Source organism: Micromonospora tarapacensis (assembly GCF_019697375.1).
GTDB classification, from domain to species: Bacteria; Actinomycetota; Actinomycetes; order Mycobacteriales; family Micromonosporaceae; genus Micromonospora; species Micromonospora tarapacensis.
The window spans coordinates 1,862,569-1,882,154 of the sequence record NZ_JAHCDI010000004.1; the positions used below are offsets into that span (position 1 = coordinate 1,862,569).

The following is a 19,586-nucleotide window of genomic DNA, read 5'->3' on the forward strand; positions in this document are numbered from 1 at the left end:
GAGCGTCGCGCTCCGCGGGCGGACGGTCGCACTCGGTCAGCCCTCGGCCAGCGCCCGGGAGATCACCAGCCGTTGGATCTGGTTGGTGCCCTCCACGATCTGGAGCACCTTCGCCTCGCGCAGGTAGCGCTCGACCGGGTGGTCGGCCACGTAGCCCGCGCCGCCGAGCACCTGCACCGCGTCCGTGGTCACCCGCATCGCCATGTCGGTGGCGAACAGCTTCGCCTTGGCCGCCTCGATCGAGTACGGTCGGCCGGCGTCCCGCAGCCGGGCCGCGGCCAGCGTCAACGCCCGGGCGGCGGAGATCTGGGTGGCCAGATCCGCCAGGGTGAACCCGAGACCCTGGAAGTCGATGATCGACCGGCCGAACTGCTGGCGCTGCCGCGCGTAGTCCACCGCGTAGTCCAGGGCCGCCTGGGCCAGCCCCACGGCGCAGGCGGCGATGCCCAGCCGGCCGGAGTCCAGGGCGGACATGGCGATGGTGAAGCCGATCCCCTCGCCGCCGATCAGCCGGTCGACCGGCACCCGGGCGTCGTCGAAGGCGACCTGCGCCACCGGCGAGGAGCGCAGTCCCATGGTGCGCTCGGCGGCCTGCGGGTGGATGCCGGCCGTGGCCCGGTCGGCGAGCAGGCAGGAGATGCCGCGCGAGCCGGGGCCGCCGGTGCGGCAGAAGATGTTGTAGAAGTCGGCCACCCGGGCGTGGGTGATCCAGGCCTTGGTGCCGGAGACGACGTAGACGTCCCCGTCGCGGACGGCCCTCGTGGTCAGCGACGCGGCGTCCGACCCGCCCTGCGGCTCCGACAGGCAGTACGCGCCGAGCAGCTCGCCACCGAGCAGGTCGGGCAGCAGTTTGCGCTGCTCGGCGCTGCCGAACGCGGCGACCGGGTAGCAGGACAGGGTGTGCACGCTGACCGCCTCGGCGACGGCCAGCCAGCGGCCGGCCAGGATCTCCAGCACCTGGAGGTACACCTCGTACGGCTGGGCGGCGCCGCCGTGCTCCTCCGGATAGGGCAGGCCGAGCAGGCCGGCGCGGCCCAGCGTGCGCAGCACCTCCCGGGGGAACTCGCCACGCTGCTCGTACTCGACCGCCTTCGGGGCGAGTTCCCGGTCGGCGAGTTCGGTGGCCAGCTCCAGCAGGTCGTGAGCCTCGTCGCTGGGCAGGATCCGGTCGACAGTCATAGCGCGATGAGCTCCGTAGGGATGGTGTTGAGTCGTCGCACGCCGTCCGTCGTGCAGACGACGATGTCCTCGATCCGGGCGCCGTGCCGCCCGGCCAGGTAGATGCCCGGTTCGACGGAGAAGGCCATCCCCGCCGCCAGCGGCCGGTCGTTGCCCGCCACCACGTACGGCTCCTCGTGGCCGTCCAGGCCGATGCCGTGACCGGTGCGGTGCAGGAAGGCGTCGCCGTACCCGGCGGCGGCGATCGGCTCGCGGGCGGCGGCGTCGACGGCCTGCGCGCCCACCCTGGGCCGGACCGCCGCCACGGCGGCGCGCTGCGCTTCGTGCAGCACCTGGTAGTAGTCGCCGAACTCGGCCGGCGGTGGACCGCCCGCGACGTAGGTGCGGGTGCAGTCGGAGCGGTAGCCCGAGGGCATGGTGCCGCCGATGTCCACCACCACCGGCTCCCCCGCGCCGATCGGCCGGTCGGCGGTGCCGTGATGCGGGCTGGCCCCGTTCGGCCCGGCGGCCACGATGACGAAGTCGACCGTGGCGTGCCCGGCCGCCCGGATCGCCGCGGCGATGTCGGCGGCCACCTCCACCTCGGTACGCCCCGGCCGCAACCACTCCCCCATCCGCAGGTGCACGGCGTCGATCGCCGCGCCGGCCTCGGCGAGGGCGTCGACCTCGGCGGGCGACTTGTGGATCCGCAGCTCCCGCAGCACCTCGGAGGCGAGCCGCTGGCGGGTGTCGGGCAGCGTCGCGCGCAGCGCGAGGACCTGCTCGGCCCACATCCGGTCGGCCAGCCCCACCGCGCCGGTCGGCCCGTCGAGGGCCGCGGTGACCAACGGGTACGGGTCGGTGCCGTCGGCGTGGTCGACGATGCGTACGCCGGTGCCCGGTGCCGGGGATGCCTCGGCCGCCGGCCGTTCCAGGGTCGGCACGATCAGCGTCGGCTCGCCCTCGGCGGGCACCACCAGCAGGGTCAGCCGCTCGCCGGCGTGCGCGTCGTAGCCGGTCAGGTAGCGCAGGTCGGAGCCGGGGCTGAGCAGCAGCGCGTCCAGCCCGGCCGCGGCGGTGGCGCGCTGCGCGGCGGCCAGCCGCCGCGACGGATACAGCTCCTCGAACCCCATCCAGCTAGCTTAACGGTCGTTTGGGCGATCCGGCGCGGGCGGTGCCGGGCCGTCGCGACAGGCCGGTCAGGAATCGCGTTCACGGTGGCCGTCATCGTCACCGGCCTGTACCTGTTCGTGCTGCCGTACGTCGTCAAGCGGCGCGGCAGGCGTGGTACGGCCGGTGCGAGCTGACGGCACGACGGGTCAATCCGTCAGCCAGAGACAGAACGGGTGGCCGTCCGGGTCCAGGCAGACCCGGACGTGCTCCTGCGGCTGGACTCCGGCCAGCGTCGCACCGCAGGCCAGCGCGTGCTCCAGCGCGGCCGGCAGGTCCTGCACCCCGATCTCCAGGTGCATCATCATCTGCTGCCGGCCGGACTCGGCGGGCCAGGTCGGGCGCACGTACGCCCGCTCCCGCTGGAAGGACAGCCCGACCCCGCCGTCGGGGCACGCAGGATGACGTCGTCGGCCTCCTCGACCTCGATGGTCCAGGCGAGCAGGCGCGCGTAGAAGCGGGCCAGGGCCGCCGGGTCGGGCGTGTCGAGGTTGACCGTGGTCAGCGCCAGCCGGGTCGGTCCGGTCATCGGGCCTTCCTTCGTCGCGTCACCGGATCGCACCGTCGACCTGCCGTGCGCCGTGAACGTCGGTGCGGTGTGCCAGGCTGTCGGGCGTGACAGCGCAGACCCCGATCATGCTCGTCGACGCGCCCAGCCTCTACTTCCGGGCCTACTTCGGCATTCCCGAATCCGCCGCGAAGACCACCGACGGGCAGCCCGTCAACGCCGTGCGCGGCTTCCTCGACATGCTCGCCCACCTGATCCGCACCCGGCGGCCAGGGCGGATGGTGTGCGCGATGGACCACGACTGGCGACCGGCCTGGCGGGTCGCGCTGCTGCCGTCGTACAAGGCGCACCGGGTGGCCGCCGAGGGCGGCGAGGTGGTGCCGGACACCCTCACCCCGCAGGTGCCGATGATCCTCGACGTGCTCGACGCGCTGGGCATCACGGTGGTCGGCGCGGCCGGCTACGAGGCCGACGACGTGCTCGGCACCCTCTCGGTGACCCAGCCCGGGCCGGTGGAGGTGGTCTCCGGCGACCGTGACCTGTTCCAGCTCATCGACGACGCCCGCGGGGTGCGGCTGCTCTACATCGGGCGTGGCGTGGCGAAGCTGGACGACTGCGACGACGCCGCGGTGCGCACCCGCTACGGTGTGCCGGCCGACCGGTACGCCGAGTTCGCCGCGCTGCGTGGCGATCCCAGCGACGGGCTACCCGGGGTGACCGGTGTCGGCGAGAAGACCGCCGCCCGGCTGGTCGACCGGTACGGTGACATCGCCGGCATTCTCGCCTCGCTGGACGACCCGGCCTCCGGCTTCGCGCCCGGGCTACGCACCAAGCTCGCCGCCGCGCGGGACTATCTCGCGGTGGCACCGAAGGTCGTCCGGGTCGCCCTGGACGTGCCGCTGCCGGCGCTGCCCACCGAGTTGCCGGTCTCGCCGGCCGACCCGGAGCGGCTGATCGAGCTGGCGCAGCGGTGGAACCTCGCCGGCTCCACCCGCCGCCTGGTCGACGCCCTCGCCACCCGCGCCACGGCGAGCTAGCGCCGTCCAGAGTCGGACGGGACAGCACCGGCGACCCGGCGGGGGTGTGTCGTCCCCCACCGGCCGGCTCCGGCCGGGTCAGGCGACCTCGCGGAGGTAGCCGTCGAGGGCGGCGGCCAGCACCTGCTCGCCGGGGCGCGACCAGACCGCGGCGTTGAAGACCTCCACCTCGACCGGGCCGGTGTAGCCGGCCGCGTCCACCGCCTCACGCAGGCGGCGCAGCTCGATGCAGCCGTCGCCGGGCAGCGCCCGGCCCAGCAGCACCCCCTCGGGCAGCGGCGTGACCCAGTCGCCGACCTGGAACGCGGCGATCCACTCCCCGGCCCGGGCGATCTGGTGGTAGACCGTGTCGTCCCACCACACGTGGTATGCGTCCACGACCACCCCGACCACGCCCGGGTCGAACCGCTCGGCGATGTCCAGGGCCTGCCCGAGGGTGGCGATGACGCACCGGTCGGCACTGAACATCGGGTGCAGCGGCTCGATGGCGAGCGTCACCCCGGCGGCGTCGGCGTGCGGGGCCAACTCGGCTATCGCGTCGGCCACCCGGGCGCGGGCACCGTCGATGTCCTTGCTGCCGGCGGGCAGGCCACCGGAGACCAGCACCAGCACGGGCGCGCCGAGCGTGGCCGCCTCGTCGATGGCGCGCCGGTTCTCCGCACGCCAGTCGTCGGCGGTGAAGAAGCCGCCGCGGCACAGCGTGGTCACCGCGAGCCCGGCGTCGCGGACCAGCCTGGCGGCCCGGGGCAGCCCGTACTCGGCGACCGGCTCCCGCCACAGCCCGACGCCCGGCACCCCGGCGGCGACGCAGCCGGCGACCAGGTCGGGCAGCGCCCAGCGCTGGGCCGTGGCCTGGTTGAACGAGAACCGGCGCAATGCCGCCCGCCCCGCCGGCCCGGCCACCACCCCGGCACGCTGCGCCGGCCCGCTCACTGGGCCACCCCGCCACGGCGAAGAAGGCGCGGGCCCGGGCGGCGGCCAGGTCGGCGTCGGGCAGCAGGCCGGCGGCGTCGGCGAGGGTGAGCAGGGTGGCCAGGTGCGCCGGCGACCGGCCGGACTGCAGGCCACCGACCATGGTGAAGTGCTCCTGGTGACCGGCCAGCCAGGCCAGGAAGACGATGCCGGTCTTGTAACACCAGGTGGGTGCGGCGAACAGGTGCCGGGCCAGCGGCACGGTCGGTGCGAGGATCTCGTCGTACGCGGCCAGGTCACCCCGGTCGAGGGCGGCCAGCGCGGCCGAGGCGGCCGGGGCGATGGCGGCGAAGACACCCAGCAGCGCGTCGGAGTGGCCGGCCCCGTCACCCCGGATCAACTCCGGGTAGTGGAAGTCGTCGCCGGTGTAGAGGCGCACCCCGGCCGGCAGCCGACGGCGCAGCGCCACCTCCCGGCCGGCGTCGAGCAGCGAGACCTTGATCCCGTCCACCCGCCCGGCGTGGGTCTTGAGCAGCTCGACGACGGTGTCGGCGGCGAGGTCCAGGTCGGCGGAGCCCCAGTAGCCGGACAGCGCCGGGTCGAACATCGGCCCGAGCCAGTGCAGCACCACCGGCCCGCCGGCGGCGTGCAGGAGCTCGTCGTACACCCGCAGGTAGTCCTGCGGACCGCGGGCGGCGGCGGCCAGCTGGCGGCTGCACATCAGCACCGGCACCGCCCCGGCGGCCTGCACGTCGTCGAGCTGCTCGCGGTAGGCGGCGGTGACCTCGGCGAGGGTGGCCGGGCCGGCCGGCAGCTGGTCGGTGACGACCCCGGCGACGATCCGCCCGCCGGTCGCCCGGGCCTCCGCCGCGCTGCGCCGGATCAGTTCCCGGGTGCTCGGGTAGTCCAGGCCCATGCCGCGCTGCGCGGTGTCCATCGCCTCGGCCACCCCCAGCCCGTACGACCAGAGGTGCCGGCGGAAGGCCATGGTGCGATCCCAGTCGAGCACGGCCGGAGTTCCCGGGGTGTTGTCGGCGGCGGGATCGGCCACCACGTGCGCGGCGGCGTACGCGACGCGGCTGCGCGGCGGCCCGTCCGGGCGGGGTGGCCGGCCCCGCCGGCCAGGCGCAGTCGTCCGCCACCGGGCAGGGCCACCTCGGCCCGGGTCACAGCGTCAGCTCCGGCACCTCGACGCGGCGGCCCTCGCGGGCCGAGAGCAGGCCCAACTCGGCCAGCTGCACGCCCCGCGCCCCGGCGAGGAAGTCCCACCGGAACGGCTCGCCGGTGGCGACGTGTCGCAGGAACGCCTCCCACTGCACCTTGAAGCCGTTGTCGAAGTCCTCGTTGTCCGGCATCTCCGCCCACTGTGCCCGGAAGTCCTCGGTCGCCGGCAGGTCCGGATTCCACACCGGTTTCGGGGTGACCGCGCGGTGCTGCACGCGGCAGCGGCGCAGCCCGGCCACCGCGCTGCCCTCGGTGCCGTCGACCTGGAACTCGACCAGTTCGTCGCGGTGCACCCGCACGCACCAGGACGAGTTGAGCTGGGCGATCACGCCGCCGGCCAGCTCGAAGACGGCGTAGGCGGCGTCGTCGGCGGTGGCCGGGTAGGTCCGGCCGGCCTCGTCGACCCGGCTCGGTATGTGGGTGGCGACGGTGGCGGTGACCGCGCGTACCTCGCCGAACAGTTCCGCCAGCACGTAGTGCCAGTGCGGGAACATGTCCACCACGATGCCGCCGCCGTCGCTGGCCCGGTAGTTCCACGACGGACGCTGCGCCGGCTGCCAGTCGCCCTCGAAGACCCAGTAGCCGAACTCGCCGCGTACCGACAGCACCTGGCCGAAGAAGCCGCCGTCGAGCAGCCGCTTGAGCTTGCGCAGGCCCGGCAGGAACAGTTTGTCCTGCACCACGCCGGTGCGTACCCCGGCGGCACGGGCCGCGCGGGCCAACTCCAGGGCGGCGGCGGTGTCCTCGGCGAGGGGCTTCTCGGTGTAGATGTGCTTGCCGGCCTCGACGGCCTGCTGGATGGCCTTCTCCCGCTGCTGGGTGACCTGGGCGTCGAAGTAGACCTGGAGGTCGTCGCGGGCCAGTGCGGCGCCCAGGTCGGTGGTCCAGTCGTCGAGGCCGTGCCGCTCGGCGATCGCGCGCAGCTTGGCCTCGCTGCGACCGACCAGGACGAGATGGGGCCAGGCGGTGGTGCCGTCGGCCAGCGGCACGCCACCGGCGGAGCGGATGGCCAGCAGGGAGCGCACCAGATGTTGCCGGTAGCCCATCCGGCCGGTGACGCCGTTCAGGATGATGCCGATCGGCCTGCGGGTCATGGGGTCCTTCCGCCGAACGGGGAGTCAGGTAAGCGCTTTCCCCGCCAGACTAGGCGCCCTCCACCGACCGCGGCAAGGGCTTTCCCGGGCGTCGTCTCCACCACCACCGACGCCGGCCGCCGGGCGCCACCGCCACCCGACAACGGGGCAGGTCACCTGCCCCGTGTCGAAACGATAGGCCGTGACCTGCTCGAACCAGGGATCGGGAAGGTTGCCCACACTGCGGTACGGTGACGCTGGCCGCCACGCGTGCGGCACGCGTGGGCGTGAGGGGGCGGTACGTGGCGACTCTGTCCGATGTGGCCCGGCGAGCCGGTGTCTCACCCGCCACGGCCTCCCGGGTGATCAATGGCAGCAGCAAGCCGGTCACCGACGAACTGCGCGAGCGGGTGCTCCAGGCCGTCGCCGAGTTGCAGTACGTACCCAACGCCCACGCCCAACTGCTGGCCCGCTCGCACCGCGGCCCCGTCGGCGTCGTCGTGCACGACGTGTCCGACCCGTACTTCTCCGAGATCACCCGGGGTTTGCAGCGGGTCGCCACCGACCAGGGCCGGCTGCTGATGATCTGCAACAGCTACCGTGACCCGGACCGCGAACTGGAGTACGTCGAGCTGCTGCGGGGGCACCAGGTGGCCGCGATCATCCTGGCCGGCTCCGGCTATCACAACGCCGAGTTCGTCCGGCTGCTCAACGGGAAGCTGGCGGCGTACGAGGCCACCGGTGGACGGGTCGCGGTGATCGGCCGCCACGAGCACTCCGGCGACGCGGTGATGCCGGACAACCACAGGGGCGGCTGGCTGCTCGGCCAGGAGCTGTGCCGCCTGGGTCACGATCGGATCGGGGTGGTGGCCGGCCCACGGGTGCTGACCACCACCACCGACCGGTTGACCGGGCTGCGCGAGGCGCTCGTCGAGCACGGGCGGCACCTGCCCGCGGAGCACATCCGGTACGCCGACTTCGACCGGGACAGCGGCGCCGCCGCCACCGCCGCGCTGCTCGATGCCGAGCCCGGGCTGACCGCCATCGCGGCCCTCAACGACTCGATGGCCATCGGCGCGCTGTCCCTGCTGCGTTCCCGCGGGGTGTCGGTGCCGGAGCAGGTCAGCGTCTTCGGCTTCGACGACATGCCGACGGCCCGCGACGTCACCCCGACGCTGACCACCGTCCGGCTGCCCCTGGTCGAGATGGGCGTCCGGGCGATGGCGCTCGCGCTGGACGCCGGTGGCACCGGCCCCCGGGTCGAATCGCTCGCCGCCGAACTCGTCCGCCGCGACAGTTCCGGCCCGGCAAAGGGAGGGGCCCTTCTTGACTGACCCGCCGCACGAGGTTGCCCGCCTGGGATAGACAGTTCCCCATGCGTAGATTCCTGATGTCGGCCGCGCTCGCCGTGGCACTGGTGACGGGGGCAACCGGGCAGGCGACCGCCGATCCGGCCGGGAGTTCTCCTCCCCGCCGGCGGCGGCCGGCTGGTCGGTGACCGACGGCGAGCTGACCTGGCGCTCCGGCCAGCGAGTGCCGATGGGTGACGCCGCCGTCGAGTTCTGGTCCGGCGACAAGCGACTCGGTCGCGCCCGCCCGCACCCGGACGGTCGGACCTTCAGCCTCGACCTGGCCGGCCCTGCCCGGCTCGGCGACCTGACGGTGCGCGCCGGCGGCAGACGACTCGACCAGGTGCCACCGCGCGGCGCCCGCCGACCGGCGCCGGTGCCCGCGGTGCCGGCCACACCGTTGGCCGGCGCCGTCGACCCCGGCATCGCCGGCCCCTACCGGCACATCACCGGCGAGTACGACCTACCCGCCGTCAAGCTGCCCGACTTCCCGGAGCGCGTCGAGATGCGGGCGGTCGTGGTCGCGCCGCAGGGTGCCTCCGGCAGCCGGCCGCTCGCCCTGTTCCTGCACGGCCGCCACGCCCTCTGCTACCGCGCAGACGAGGCGGTGCCCCAGCAGTGGCCGTGCCCGGCCGGCACCGACCCGATCCCGAGCCACCGTGGCTACCTGCACGCCCAGCAGTTGCTCGCCTCGCAGGGGTACGTGACCGTGTCCATCTCGGCGAACGGGATCAACGGCCAGGACTGGGAGCCCGAGGACGGCGGCGCGCAGGCGCGCTCCTCACTCGTTCGGCGGCACCTGGCGAAGTGGGCCGGTTGGGCTGCCGCCGGCCGCGCCGGTGCGCCGGCGATCGTCCGTGCCGCGCCCCGCGCCGACCTGTCCCGGGTGCTGCTGGTGGGTCACTCCCGCGGTGGTGAGGGCGTCAGCCGGGCCGCCATGGACTCGCTCACCGCACCGCCGGCCGCGGTGGACGGGTATCACGGCAGGGTCCGCTGGACGGTGCGCGGCATGCTGCTGATCGGCCCCACCATCTTCGGCCAGAACCCGGTGCCGGACGTACCGTCGGTGACCATCCTGCCCGGCTGCGACGGTGACGTGCTGGACCTGCAGGGCCAGATGTTCGTGGACGAGACCCGGGGCATCAGCGGCAGCCGGGCGCTGCACAGCGCGCTGTACGTGGTCGGGGCCAACCACAACTTCTTCAACTCCGAGTGGACGCCCGGCCAGTCGGTGGCACCGTCCATCGACGACTTCATCCCCGGTGACGAGCCGGACCCGGTGTGTTCACCCGGCACGGCGACCCGGCTCACCGCGACCCAGCAGCAGACCGCCGGCGCGACCTACATCGCCGCCGCCGCGCGGCTCTTCGTCGGCGGCGACGACCGGATCCGACCGCTGCTCGACGGCAGCGGCCGGCGGGCACCCTCGGCCGGCCCGGCCCGGGTGCTCAGCCACGCGCTCGGCGGCAACCGTACGCCGCTGATCACCGTCGACGCGTCGACGCGAGTGTCCGGCGGGGCGCGGATCTGTGACCAGGTCACCGACGACGCACAACGGTCCTGCCTGGACCCGGCGGAGCGCGACGCCCTGATGGCGCACTTCGTGCCGTTCCGCTGGACCGTGCCCGAACCCGGCCGGTACGCGGCGGCGCTGAGTTGGTCCACCGCCGGCAGCCCGATCCGGCTGGCCCCGGCCCGGCCCGTCACCGTCGCCGGTGCCCGCGACCTGACGCTGCGCGTCATCGTCCCACCCAACACGACCGGATCCCGGTTCGACGTCGCCGTCGTCGGCACGGACGGCCGCCGCAGCCGGTTGGGCGGGGTCCGGCTCGACGGCCTGCCCGGGAGCGACAGAACGACCTCGTACTGGGCGCAGGAGGTGCGGGTGCCGCTCAAGGGCGCACCCGCGCGGGTCGCCGCCATCGAACTCACCCCGCGCACGGCGGGTGGCCGCGCCTGGCTGCTCGACGCATGGGGCTGGCGGCCGGGCACACCCGATGACGGCCCGGATCACCTGCCGCGGCTGGACATCGGCACCCTACAGGTGCAGGAGGGCGACTCCGGCACCACGACGTACGACGTCCCGGTGACCGTCACCGGACGCGGTGGCGGCGCGGTGCGGCTGTTCTATTCCGACGACGCCACGTTCACCAGCCGCTCCTGGCTGGCCACCGTCCGGCCCGGTCAGCGCAGCATCCGGGTGCCGGTCGAGGTCGTCGGCGACGGACTGTGGAACTACACCGAGGGGCACACGTTGGCCGCGAAGGCGGAGCGGGGCTTCATGATCGGCAGCTACAGCGGTGGACTCGCGGTCCTCAACGACGACCCGGACCCGGGCGTCTCCGTCGAGTCCACCGGCCTACGGGTCGCCGAGGGCGAGACACTGACCTGGCGCTTCACCACGACCACGCCGACCGAGGCGGGCATCTTCGGGTACGCCCTGCCGCAGGCCCCGGCGACCGGGGCGGAACTGTCCAGCACCGATGTCGACCCGGAATGGTTCACCTACCAGGCATGGGAGCCGGTGGAACCGTCACGGCCGCTGTCGCAGACCTGGCTGGCCGTGTACCTGTCCATCCCGCCGGACGTGACCAGCGGCGAGATGACCATACCGACGATCACCGACTCGGTCGCCGAGCCGGACGAGTCGGTCGAGCTGCACTTCTCCGATACATCGGACGGACCGGTGCTGCCCGACGTGCTGACCGGCGTGGTCAGCAACGGCTGACCGGCAGGTTCGGGGCCGCGCCGGCGGCGCGGCCCCGAACCTGCGCCCTCAGTCGAGACAGAACTCGTTGCCCTCGACGTCCTGCATGACGAGGCACGACTCGTTGACCCCGTCGGCACGCAGCAGCCGCACGCGTACCGCGCCGAGCGCGACCAGCCGGGCGCACTCGGCCTCAAGTGCGGCAAGGCGCTCCTCACCCACCAGGCCGGTGCCGACCCGCACGTCGAGATGCAGTCGATTCTTCACGACCTTGCTCTCGGGAACCCGCTGGAAGAACAGGCGCGGGCCTACGCCTGAGGGATCAACGCACGCGAAGGCGGACCCCTGCTGCTCGGACGGCAACGCGCGATCGAAGTCGCCCCAGGTGGCAAACCCCTCCGGTGGCGGCGGCACGACGTACCCCAGCACCTCGCACCAGAAACGGGCGACGCGCTCGGGCTGCGCGCAGTCGAACGTGACCTGGACCTGCTTGACCGGTGCCATCGGTACACCATAGCTGCGGGGTCGATCAGCCAGGCGGGGTGTGATCGAATCAAGCCTGCTCCGCCACCGGGCTGGCGGGCATGGATCACGCCGGGCCAGTTGACCTGCTGGACCTATGGCCGACCGAACAACCAGCCGGAGGCATCCTCGTGGCCCACGCGCACCTCACCATCAACCCGGCATTCACCATCGGACCGGTCCGTCGACGGCTCTTCGGTGGTTTCGTCGAACACCTCGGTCGCCACATCTACGACGGCATCCACGAGCCCGGGCATCCGAGCGCCGGACCGGACGGGTTCCGCCGCGACGTGATCGATCTGGTCAAGGAGCTCGGGATCAGCACGGTCCGGTACCCGGGTGGCAACTTCGTCTCCGGCTACAACTGGGAGGACGGCGTCGGGCCGGTGGCCGAGCGTCCGCGCCGACTCGATCTCGCCTGGCACTCCACCGAGACCAACCAGGTCGGCCTGCACGAGTTCCAGCACTGGCTCGACCTGGTCGGCAGCGAGTTGATGCTGGCCGTCAACCTCGGCACCCGAGGCCCGAAGGACGCCGCCGAGCTGCTGGAGTACACAAACGTCCCGGGCGGGACCGCGCGGGCCGCGCAGCGGGCCGCCAACGGCCGGGAGGAACCGTTCGGAATCGCCATGTGGTGCCTCGGCAACGAGATGGACGGTCCCTGGCAGCTCGGCCACCGCGACGCCGAGGACTACGGCAAGCTCGCGGCGATGACGGCGAAGGCGATGCGGCAGGTGGACCGCGATCTGGAGCTGGTCGCCTGCGGATCGTCCGGCCGGGGCATGCCGACCTTCGGTGAGTGGGAACGCGTCGTGCTGGCCCACGCGTACGACGACGTCGACTACATTTCCTGCCATGCGTACTACCAGGAGCACGACGGTGACCTGGGCAGCTTCCTGGCCTCCGGGGTCGACATGGACAGCTACATCGAGTCGGTGGTGGCGACCGTCGACCACGTACGCACGGTCAAGCGGTCGTCCAAGCGGGTGGATCTCGCCTTCGACGAGTGGAACATCTGGTACATGAGCCGGTGGCAGGAGCAGGCCCGCACCTTCACCATCGACGAGTGGCCGGTGGCGCCCCGCCTGCTTGAGGACCGGTACACCGTCGCCGACGCCGTCGTCCTCGGCGGTCTGCTGATCTCCCTGCTCAACCACGCCGACCGGGTCACCTCGGCGAACCTCGCGCAGCTCGTCAACGTCATCGCGCCGATCATGACCGAGCCCGGCGGCCCGGCCTGGCGGCAGACGACCTTCTTCCCGTTCTCGGTCACCTCGCGGGCCGCCCGGGGCGACGCGCTGCGGGTTCTGGTCGACGCCGACGAGACGACCACCGCGACCTTCGGCGCGGTACCGGTGGTGGCCGCCGCCGCGACCAGCGAGGGGCCCACGCTGGCGGTCTTCCTCCAGAATCGGCATCTCACCGAGGCGACGACGGTGACGATCGACCTGCGCGCATTCCAGCCCACCGGTGCGGTCTCGGCCCGGGGAATCTGGGACACCGACGTACGTGCCGCCAACGACCTGCGCGACACGCAGCGGGTGGGGTTGCGCACCAACGACACCGCACGGCTCTCCGACGGCCTGCTGACCGTCGAGCTACCGCCCGTGTCGTGGACGGCGCTGACGGTCGCCCGCACCGGTTCCGACGAGGTCTGACCGTTCCGGCGGCCGGCTCGTATCCTGCCTGCCGTGACGTCTGCGCCGGGGCAACTCACTGCGCAGCAGCGGGAGCTGCTGGAGCGGTGGCTGCCAGGCGCGACCGTCGAGGCGGACCACAGCTGGGGGTTGGTGGCCACCACCGTGCTGGAGGTGACCTGCGCCGGTTCGCGGTTCATCGTCAAGGCCGGCGGCGAGGAGGACCACGGCATCCGGCGCGAACTGGACGCCCATGCCGCCTGGCTGCGTCCTCGGACCGAACGGGGGCGCGCGCCGGCTCTGCTGCGCGGCGACGCGGACGCCAAGCTCCTCGTCACCCGTTACCTGCCTGGTGAGCTGGTGCTCGGCACCGAGCACGCCGATGATCCCCGCGTCTACCGGCAGGCCGGTGAGCTGCTGGCGCTGTTGCACGCCCAGGACGTCGTCATCGACGACGACCACGAGCGACGCGAGAACGAGAAGTCCCTGGCGTGGCTGGGCCGCCCGCACCGGATCGCCGCGCACACCGTGCGGCGGCTACGGGCCGAGATCACCGGCTGGCCGACCCCGCCGGCGTCCGTCGTACCCACCCACGGGGACTGGCAGCCCCGGAACTGGCTCGTCCACGACGGCGTGGTCGGCGTCATCGACTTCGGCCGGGCGGCGATGCGCCCCGCGTTCACGGATCTCGGGCGGCTGGCCGCGCAGTGAGCACCGCACCGGCCAGTCGCCGGGCGCGGGGAACAGCGCGCTGCCCGTTCAGGGTCGGCGGCCGCTCCCCTTTCCCTTTGCGATGAGCCGCCGGAGCTTCTCCTGGTTACCGGGCTTCGCCAACTCGCGCCGTCCCCGATCAACAACCTGGCGGCCCTTGGGGCTGTTGAGAAAGGACATGATTCGCTGCACGATGGATGCCATTTCCCCAGCCTAGCTCGATCGGAACGTCGGTCGACCCGGGTCGTGATGCGGTGCCTCGCTCGCGACAACCCAGTCGAGAGTCAGGACGGCGCGAAGCGGGCCAGCGGGTTGGTCAGGGCACCGACCAGTTGCAGGGCGGCGGACGGGTCGGCGAGGTCGACCATCTGCTGGTTGTCGCGCAGTTGCAGCCGGTTGAGGCAAGAGAGCGCGAACTCCGGGGCGAACAGGTCGTAGCGGGCGAGCCGGTCGGCCAGGTGCGGCACCCGGTCGGCGTACTCGGTGGCGCAGTCGGCGACCGTCCGCCAGAAGGTCTCCTCGTCCACGACGCCCTGATCGTCCAGCACCGCGCCGAGGAAGCGGAAGAAGCAGTCGAACACGTCGGTGAAGATCGACAGTAGCTTCATGTCCTCCGGGATGTCGGCCCGGATCCGCTCGACCGCGGGCGGGAGCGCCACGTCGGTGCCCATCACCACGATCTCCTCGGCGATGTCCTTGAAGATCACCCGATCGACCGCGCCGTCGCGCAGCACCATGATGACGTTCTCGCCGTGCGGCATGAAGGCCAGGTCGTAGGCGTAGAAGGCGTGCAGCAGCGGGGTCAGGTAGGCGGTCAGGTAGCGGCGCAGCCACTGGGTCGGGGCCAGGCCGGAGGCGGCGATCAGCTCGGCGGCGAACGACCGGCCCTCGGCGTCGACGTGCAGCAGCGACGCCATGGTGGCCAGCCGCTGCCCGGGGGCCAGGCCGGGCACCGGGCTCTCCCGCCACAGCGCGGCCAGCATCTTGCGGTACGGCGAGTAGCGGTCGGTGGCGGCCTCGTACTGCCGGTGCCGGTAGCCGACGGCGGCCCGCTCCCGGATGATCGTCAGGCCGGTGGCCCGGAACACCGCGTCGCCGGCGATCAGGTCGGCCAGCCAGTCGTTGATCGCCGGGGTGGCCTCCATGTACGCGGCCGACAGCCCGCGCATGAAGCCCATGTTCAGCACCGACAGCGCGGTCTTGACGTAGTGCCGCTCCGGATGGCTGACGTTGAAGAAGGTGCGGATGGACTGCTGGGCGAGGTACTCGTCGGGCCCCTCACCGAGGTGGACCAGTCGCTGTCGGGCCACCTCACCGGCGAACGTGACCGACAGCTTGTTCCACCACTGCCAGGGGTGCACCGGGATGAGGTGGTAGTCGGCCAGGTCGAGGCCGAGACCGGCCAGGGTCTCGGCGAACCCGGCAAGGGCGGCCTCGCCCAACTCCGCGCGCAGCAGCGTGTCGTGGTCCAGGTCGGCGGAGCTGGTGAAGGTGGCGTGGTCCCGGTGGGCGGCCAGCCAGATCAGCCGGACCGGGCGGGCGGCCTCCGGGGCGTAGCGGTGGTACTCGTCGACGCCGAAGCCGAGCCGGCCGTTGTTGGCCACGAAACAGGGGTGTCCCTCGGTCATCGACGTCTCGACGGTCTGGAAGTCGGCCTCGACCAGTTTCGCCGCGCTCGGCAGCGCCCGGTCCAGCTTGTACGCGATGCCGGCCAGGGTGGAGCTGATCTCCTCCAGGTAGACCGGCAGGATCCGGTCGCTGAGGCCGAGCGCGCCGCGCAGGTCGAGGCAGAGGTCGACCGCGTCCGGCGGGAGCGTCTCGTCGCCCCGGATCCGGGTGATGCTGTCCGGGTCGATGTCCCAGTGCTCCAGGGTCAGCACCCGGGCGCTGAACCGGTACCGCACCGCGCCGGAGTCGGCGGTCACCGCGTACCACCGCCGGCCGCCGGCGGCCGGGCCGTCCGGCTCGGGGTGAGCAGCCGCTCGTGGGTGAACTCCGCGAGAGCCTTGCGCACCAGCAGCCGGTTGGCCCGCTCCCAGGTCTCCGGTCGCAGGTGGGCGACCAGGTCAGGCGTGGTCAAGGTGATGCTCCTTCGCTTCGGTGGCACCCGAGACCGCGGCCCGGAACCGCTGCCGGGTGCAGATGCTCAGCAGGGCCGTCTTCTCCGGCTTGGCGATCGGGCCGACCACCTCGAAACCGACCGCCGCGTTGAGCGCGTGCACGGCGGTGTTGCGTACGTCCGGCTCGACCACGACCCGGCGGGTGGCGGGGTCGGCGAAGAGCCAGGCCATCACGGTGGTGATGACGGCCCGGGTGAAGCCGTGCACCGGGGTCTCGGCGGGCGCGCAGAGGAAGTGCATGCCCACGTCGCCGGGCTGCGCGTCGTGCAGCCCGACCAGCTCGACCCGGGCCGGGTCGTACCGTTCGGCGAGGAACGCCGGCTCACCCCGCCACAGCCCGAGGTACGCGTCGTGGTGCGGGTGGGCGGCGATGGCCTGGTACTCGGCGGTGACCCGTTCCAGGTCGGCGTCCTGCATCAGCCAGAACGCCGCCCCGGGGTGGGTCACCCAGCGGTGCAGCAGCGGGGCGTCGGCCGCCACATCCAGCGTACGCAGGGCGAACTCGCCGAGCCGCCGGTCGTGTCGGGTGTGGACGAGCGCGGTCACATCGTCACCCCGAACTCCTGGAAGGTGATCGACTTCTCGATCGGGTACGGCTCCCGGCCGAGCAACTCGCGGATGATCCAGCTGTTGCGGTACGGGCCCATGCCGAGGTCCGGCGAGGTGATGCTGTGCGTGTGGGTGCCGCCGTTCTGCAGGAACACGCCGCGACCGGTCACGTCGACGCTGTAGTTGCGGGCCACGTCGAGCCGGCCCTGGCCGTCGAAACGCAGCCGGTCCCGGATCGGCTCCAGGAACGCCGGCACCTGGTAGCGGTAGCCGGTCGCCAGCACCAGCCCCTCGGTCTCCAGGGTGAGGTCCCGTTCCTGCTCGACGTGGCGCAGCCCGAGCGTGTGCACGCCGGTGGCCTCGTCGTACCCGGCGCTGGTCAGTTCGGTGTTGGTCAGCAGGCGGGTGTTCACCGGGCCGCCGACGCTGCGCGCGTACAGCAGGTCGAAGATGTCGTTGACCAGGTCCGCGGAGATTCCCTTGAACAGCCCCTTCTGCTCGGCCTCCAGGCGGTAGCGGGTGGGCTCGGGCAGGGCGTGGAAGTAGTCCACGTAGTCCGGTGAGGTCATCTCCAGGGTCAGCTTGGTGTACTCCAGTGGGAAGAAGCGCGGCGAGCGGGTCACCCAGTTGAGCTGGTAGCCATGGGCGTCGATGTCGGCGAGCAGGTCGTGGTAGATCTCGGCGGCGCTCTGCCCGCTGCCGACGATGGTGATGCTCCGCTTGGCCTTCAGCGCGTCCCGGTGCTCCAGGTAACGCGAGTTGTGCACCGCGTCGGAGGGCAGGCCGGCGCAGGCGTCGGGAAGGTACGGCGGGGTGCCGGTGCCGAGCACCAGGTGCCGGGCCCGATGGGTCACGGTGGCGCCGTCGACGGTGGCGGTCACCACGTACCGCTCGTCCGCCGGGTCGTACTCGACGGCGGTGACCTGGTGGCCGAAGCGCAGCTTGGGCAGCTTCGCGGCGGCCCAGCGGCAGTAGGCGTCGTACTCCACCCGCAGCGGGTAGAAGCTCTCCCGGATGTAGAAGGGGTAGAGCCGGCCGATCTCCTTGAGGTAGTTGAGGAAGGAGAACGGCGAGGTGGGGTCGGCCAGGGTGACCAGGTCGGCCAGGAAGGGGGTCTGTAGCCGGGAGGACTCCAGCAGCATGCCGGGATGCCAGGAGACGTCGGAGCGGGCCTCCAGGAACAGCCCGTCCAGGTCGGCGACCGGCGCGGTCAGGCAGGCCAGGCCGAGGTTGTACGGGCCGAGGCCGATGCCGATGAAGTCGTAGCTTTCCATCCGGCCCTCCAGGCTCGGGTTCTCCGCTGGCATGCTCAGCCGACCGGGCAGGTCAGGTCGGCGGTGGGCGAGCCGGCGTGCTGGTGCACGTACCGGCCGGCGTGCTCGGCGATCAGGTCGAGGACGTAGGCGACGTCGTCGGCGGTGGTGGCCGGGTTGAGCACGGTGAACTTGAGGTACTGCCGGCCGTCGACCTTGGTGCCGGCGACCACGGCGAGGCCGGAGGCGGCCAGCGCCTCCCGGGCCCTCAGGTTGGCCGCGTCGGCCAACTCCCGGCCGGGCCCGGTGGGCCGCCACCGGAAGACCACCGTGCTCAGCTGGGACCGGGTGAGCACCTCGAACCGGGGGTCGGCGGCGACCAGTTCCCACGCCTGCACGGCCCGGTCGCAGACCTCGTCGAAGAGTTCCCCGACGGCGTCCGGACCCATCACCCGCAGGGTCAGCCAGAGCTTGAGGGCGTCGAAGCGGCGGGTGGTCTGCAGGCTCTTGTCGACCTGGTTGGGAATGCGCTGGGCGACCATCCGGGCCGGGTTGAGGTAGTCGGCGTGCCAGGTGGCGTGCCGCAACGTCCGCCGGTCCCGGACCACCAGCGCACTGGAGCTGACCGGCTGGAAGAAGGACTTGTGGTAGTCGACGGTCACCGAGTCGGCCCGCTCGATGCCGTCGAGCAGGTGCCGGCGGGTCGGCGAGACCAGCAGCCCGCAGCCGTACGCGGCGTCCACGTGCAGCCACACCCCGGCGGTGGCGCACACCTCGGCGATCTCGTCGAGCGGGTCGATGGTGCCGAAGTCGGTGGTGCCGGCGGTGGCCACCACGGCCATCACGGTCAGCCCGGCGCGCCGGCAGCGGGCGATCTCGTGCCGGACGGCGCCGGGCCGCATCCGGCGGTCCGGGCCGGTCTCCACCACCACGACCGCGTCCGGTGCCAGGCCGAGCAGCTTGGCGGCCTTCTGCACGCTGAAGTGGCCGGCCGCCGAGGCGATGATCCGCAGCTGGGGCAGCAGGATCCGCCGGTCGGTCGGGGTCGCCCCGGCCAGGGCCTCCTCCCGGGCCAGCAGCAGGCCGTGCAGGTTGGATTGGGTGCCGCCGCTGGTGAATACCCCGTCGGCGGCCGGGCCGAGGCCGATCCGGTCGGCCGTCCACTCGATCAACCGCCGCTCGATGAGGGTGCCGCCGGCGCTCTGGTCCCAGGTGTCCATCGAGGAGTTGACCGCGCTGAGCACCGCCTCACCCAGCAGCGCCGGGATCACCACCGGGCAGTTGAGGTGGGCCAGGTAGCGCGGGTGGTGGAACCAGACCGCGTCGCGCAGGTAGACCTCGTCCAGTTCGTCCAGCGCGGCGGTGGTGTCCCCCAACGGCCGGTCCAGGTCGATCGCCTCCACCAGCGGGGCCAGTTCGTCCGGGCGTACGCCGGTGAACGGTCCGGTCACCTCGGTCATCCGCCGGGCGACCCGGTCGGTGCCGGCGGCGACCGCCCGGCGGTACTGCGTGACTGTGCCGTCGCTGAGCAGGTGGCCCCGGGCGGGTGTGGGCTCGGGCGTCGGGCGGGTCGGCGTTGCCTCGGCGGTGTGCACCGGCAGGGTCATGGATGTGCTCCTCCACGCTCGGCGGTTCGGTATTCGGGCAGCCGGAACC

Annotated in this window: 13 protein-coding genes and 3 pseudogenes; 5 read left to right on the top strand and 11 right to left on the bottom strand. The window is 72.7% G+C overall.

Annotated features, from left to right (window positions below):
• Nucleotides 1-36 precede the first annotated feature (36 nt).
• From KIF24_RS14395 to KIF24_RS35075, 3 genes and pseudogenes are all read right to left on the bottom strand, one after another.
• Nucleotides 37-1,179, bottom strand: a complete 1,143-nt coding sequence (locus KIF24_RS14395) for an acyl-CoA dehydrogenase family protein (protein ID WP_221084468.1) — start codon at nucleotides 1,177-1,179, stop codon at nucleotides 37-39.
• Entirely contained in the window at nucleotides 1,176-2,291 is a 1,116-nt protein-coding gene (locus tag KIF24_RS14400; RefSeq protein WP_221084469.1) for a M24 family metallopeptidase, read from the bottom strand. The genes KIF24_RS14395 and KIF24_RS14400 overlap by 4 nt, the downstream gene beginning before the upstream one ends.
• Before the next feature lie 186 nt (nucleotides 2,292-2,477).
• Nucleotides 2,478-2,857: pseudogene (locus KIF24_RS35075) on the bottom strand (VOC family protein).
• A gap of 107 nt (nucleotides 2,858-2,964) precedes the next feature.
• Here KIF24_RS35075 and KIF24_RS14410 point away from each other — a divergent pair.
• Complete coding sequence (locus KIF24_RS14410) at nucleotides 2,965-3,873, top strand: 5'-3' exonuclease (RefSeq protein WP_221087352.1); 909 nt, start codon at nucleotides 2,965-2,967, stop codon at nucleotides 3,871-3,873.
• A gap of 78 nt (nucleotides 3,874-3,951) precedes the next feature.
• On the opposite strand, the gene KIF24_RS14415 is transcribed toward KIF24_RS14410, so the two are convergent.
• From KIF24_RS14415 to KIF24_RS14425, 3 genes and pseudogenes are all read right to left on the bottom strand, one after another.
• Nucleotides 3,952-4,749, bottom strand: a complete 798-nt coding sequence (locus KIF24_RS14415) for a sugar phosphate isomerase/epimerase family protein (RefSeq protein WP_221087353.1) — start codon at nucleotides 4,747-4,749, stop codon at nucleotides 3,952-3,954.
• Between the two features lie 64 nt (nucleotides 4,750-4,813).
• A pseudogene (locus KIF24_RS14420) lies at nucleotides 4,814-5,916 on the bottom strand (dihydrodipicolinate synthase family protein); the annotation flags it as partial.
• Between the two features lie 35 nt (nucleotides 5,917-5,951).
• Nucleotides 5,952-7,103 carry a Gfo/Idh/MocA family protein gene (locus tag KIF24_RS14425; protein ID WP_221084470.1) on the bottom strand — a complete coding sequence of 384 codons (1,152 nt, stop codon included), beginning with the start codon at nucleotides 7,101-7,103 and terminating at the stop codon, nucleotides 5,952-5,954.
• A gap of 281 nt (nucleotides 7,104-7,384) precedes the next feature.
• Here KIF24_RS14425 and KIF24_RS14430 point away from each other — a divergent pair, with 281 nt between their 5' ends.
• Both KIF24_RS14430 and KIF24_RS14435 read left to right on the top strand, forming a co-directional pair.
• Nucleotides 7,385-8,416, top strand: coding sequence for a LacI family DNA-binding transcriptional regulator (locus KIF24_RS14430; RefSeq protein WP_221084471.1), 1,032 nt, complete (start codon nucleotides 7,385-7,387; stop codon nucleotides 8,414-8,416).
• A gap of 160 nt (nucleotides 8,417-8,576) precedes the next feature.
• Nucleotides 8,577-11,159 (top strand): alpha/beta hydrolase, encoded by a 2,583-nt coding sequence (locus KIF24_RS14435; RefSeq protein WP_221084472.1) that lies wholly within the window; start codon nucleotides 8,577-8,579, stop codon nucleotides 11,157-11,159.
• A gap of 48 nt (nucleotides 11,160-11,207) precedes the next feature.
• On the opposite strand, the gene KIF24_RS14440 is transcribed toward KIF24_RS14435, so the two are convergent.
• Nucleotides 11,208-11,642, bottom strand: coding sequence for a VOC family protein (locus tag KIF24_RS14440; RefSeq protein WP_221084473.1), 435 nt, complete (start codon nucleotides 11,640-11,642; stop codon nucleotides 11,208-11,210).
• Between the two features lie 80 nt (nucleotides 11,643-11,722).
• On the opposite strand from KIF24_RS14440, the gene arfA reads away from it, so the two are divergent.
• Together arfA and KIF24_RS14450 are read left to right on the top strand one after the other, a co-directional pair.
• Entirely contained in the window at nucleotides 11,723-13,318 is a 1,596-nt protein-coding gene (gene arfA, locus KIF24_RS14445; protein WP_230415601.1) for an arabinosylfuranosidase ArfA, read from the top strand.
• Between the two features lie 33 nt (nucleotides 13,319-13,351).
• Nucleotides 13,352-14,008, top strand: coding sequence for an aminoglycoside phosphotransferase family protein (locus tag KIF24_RS14450; protein WP_221084474.1), 657 nt, complete (start codon nucleotides 13,352-13,354; stop codon nucleotides 14,006-14,008).
• 284 nt (nucleotides 14,009-14,292) lie between these two features.
• On the opposite strand, the pseudogene KIF24_RS14455 reads toward KIF24_RS14450, so the two are convergent.
• The 4 genes and pseudogenes from KIF24_RS14455 to KIF24_RS14470 form a co-directional block, all read right to left on the bottom strand.
• Nucleotides 14,293-16,088 (bottom strand): annotated as a pseudogene (locus KIF24_RS14455) (IucA/IucC family protein).
• Complete coding sequence (locus KIF24_RS14460; protein ID WP_221084475.1) at nucleotides 16,075-16,674, bottom strand: GNAT family N-acetyltransferase; 600 nt, start codon at nucleotides 16,672-16,674, stop codon at nucleotides 16,075-16,077. Before KIF24_RS14460 ends, KIF24_RS14455 begins: the two are co-directional and overlap by 14 nt.
• A complete protein-coding gene (locus tag KIF24_RS14465; protein ID WP_221084476.1) occupies nucleotides 16,671-17,951 on the bottom strand; it encodes a lysine N(6)-hydroxylase/L-ornithine N(5)-oxygenase family protein in 1,281 nt (426 codons plus the stop codon). The genes KIF24_RS14460 and KIF24_RS14465 overlap by 4 nt, the downstream gene beginning before the upstream one ends.
• Nucleotides 17,952-17,986: 35 nt before the next feature.
• Nucleotides 17,987-19,537 (bottom strand): pyridoxal phosphate-dependent decarboxylase family protein, encoded by a 1,551-nt coding sequence (locus KIF24_RS14470; protein WP_230415603.1) that lies wholly within the window; start codon nucleotides 19,535-19,537, stop codon nucleotides 17,987-17,989.
• Nucleotides 19,538-19,586 lie beyond the last annotated feature (49 nt).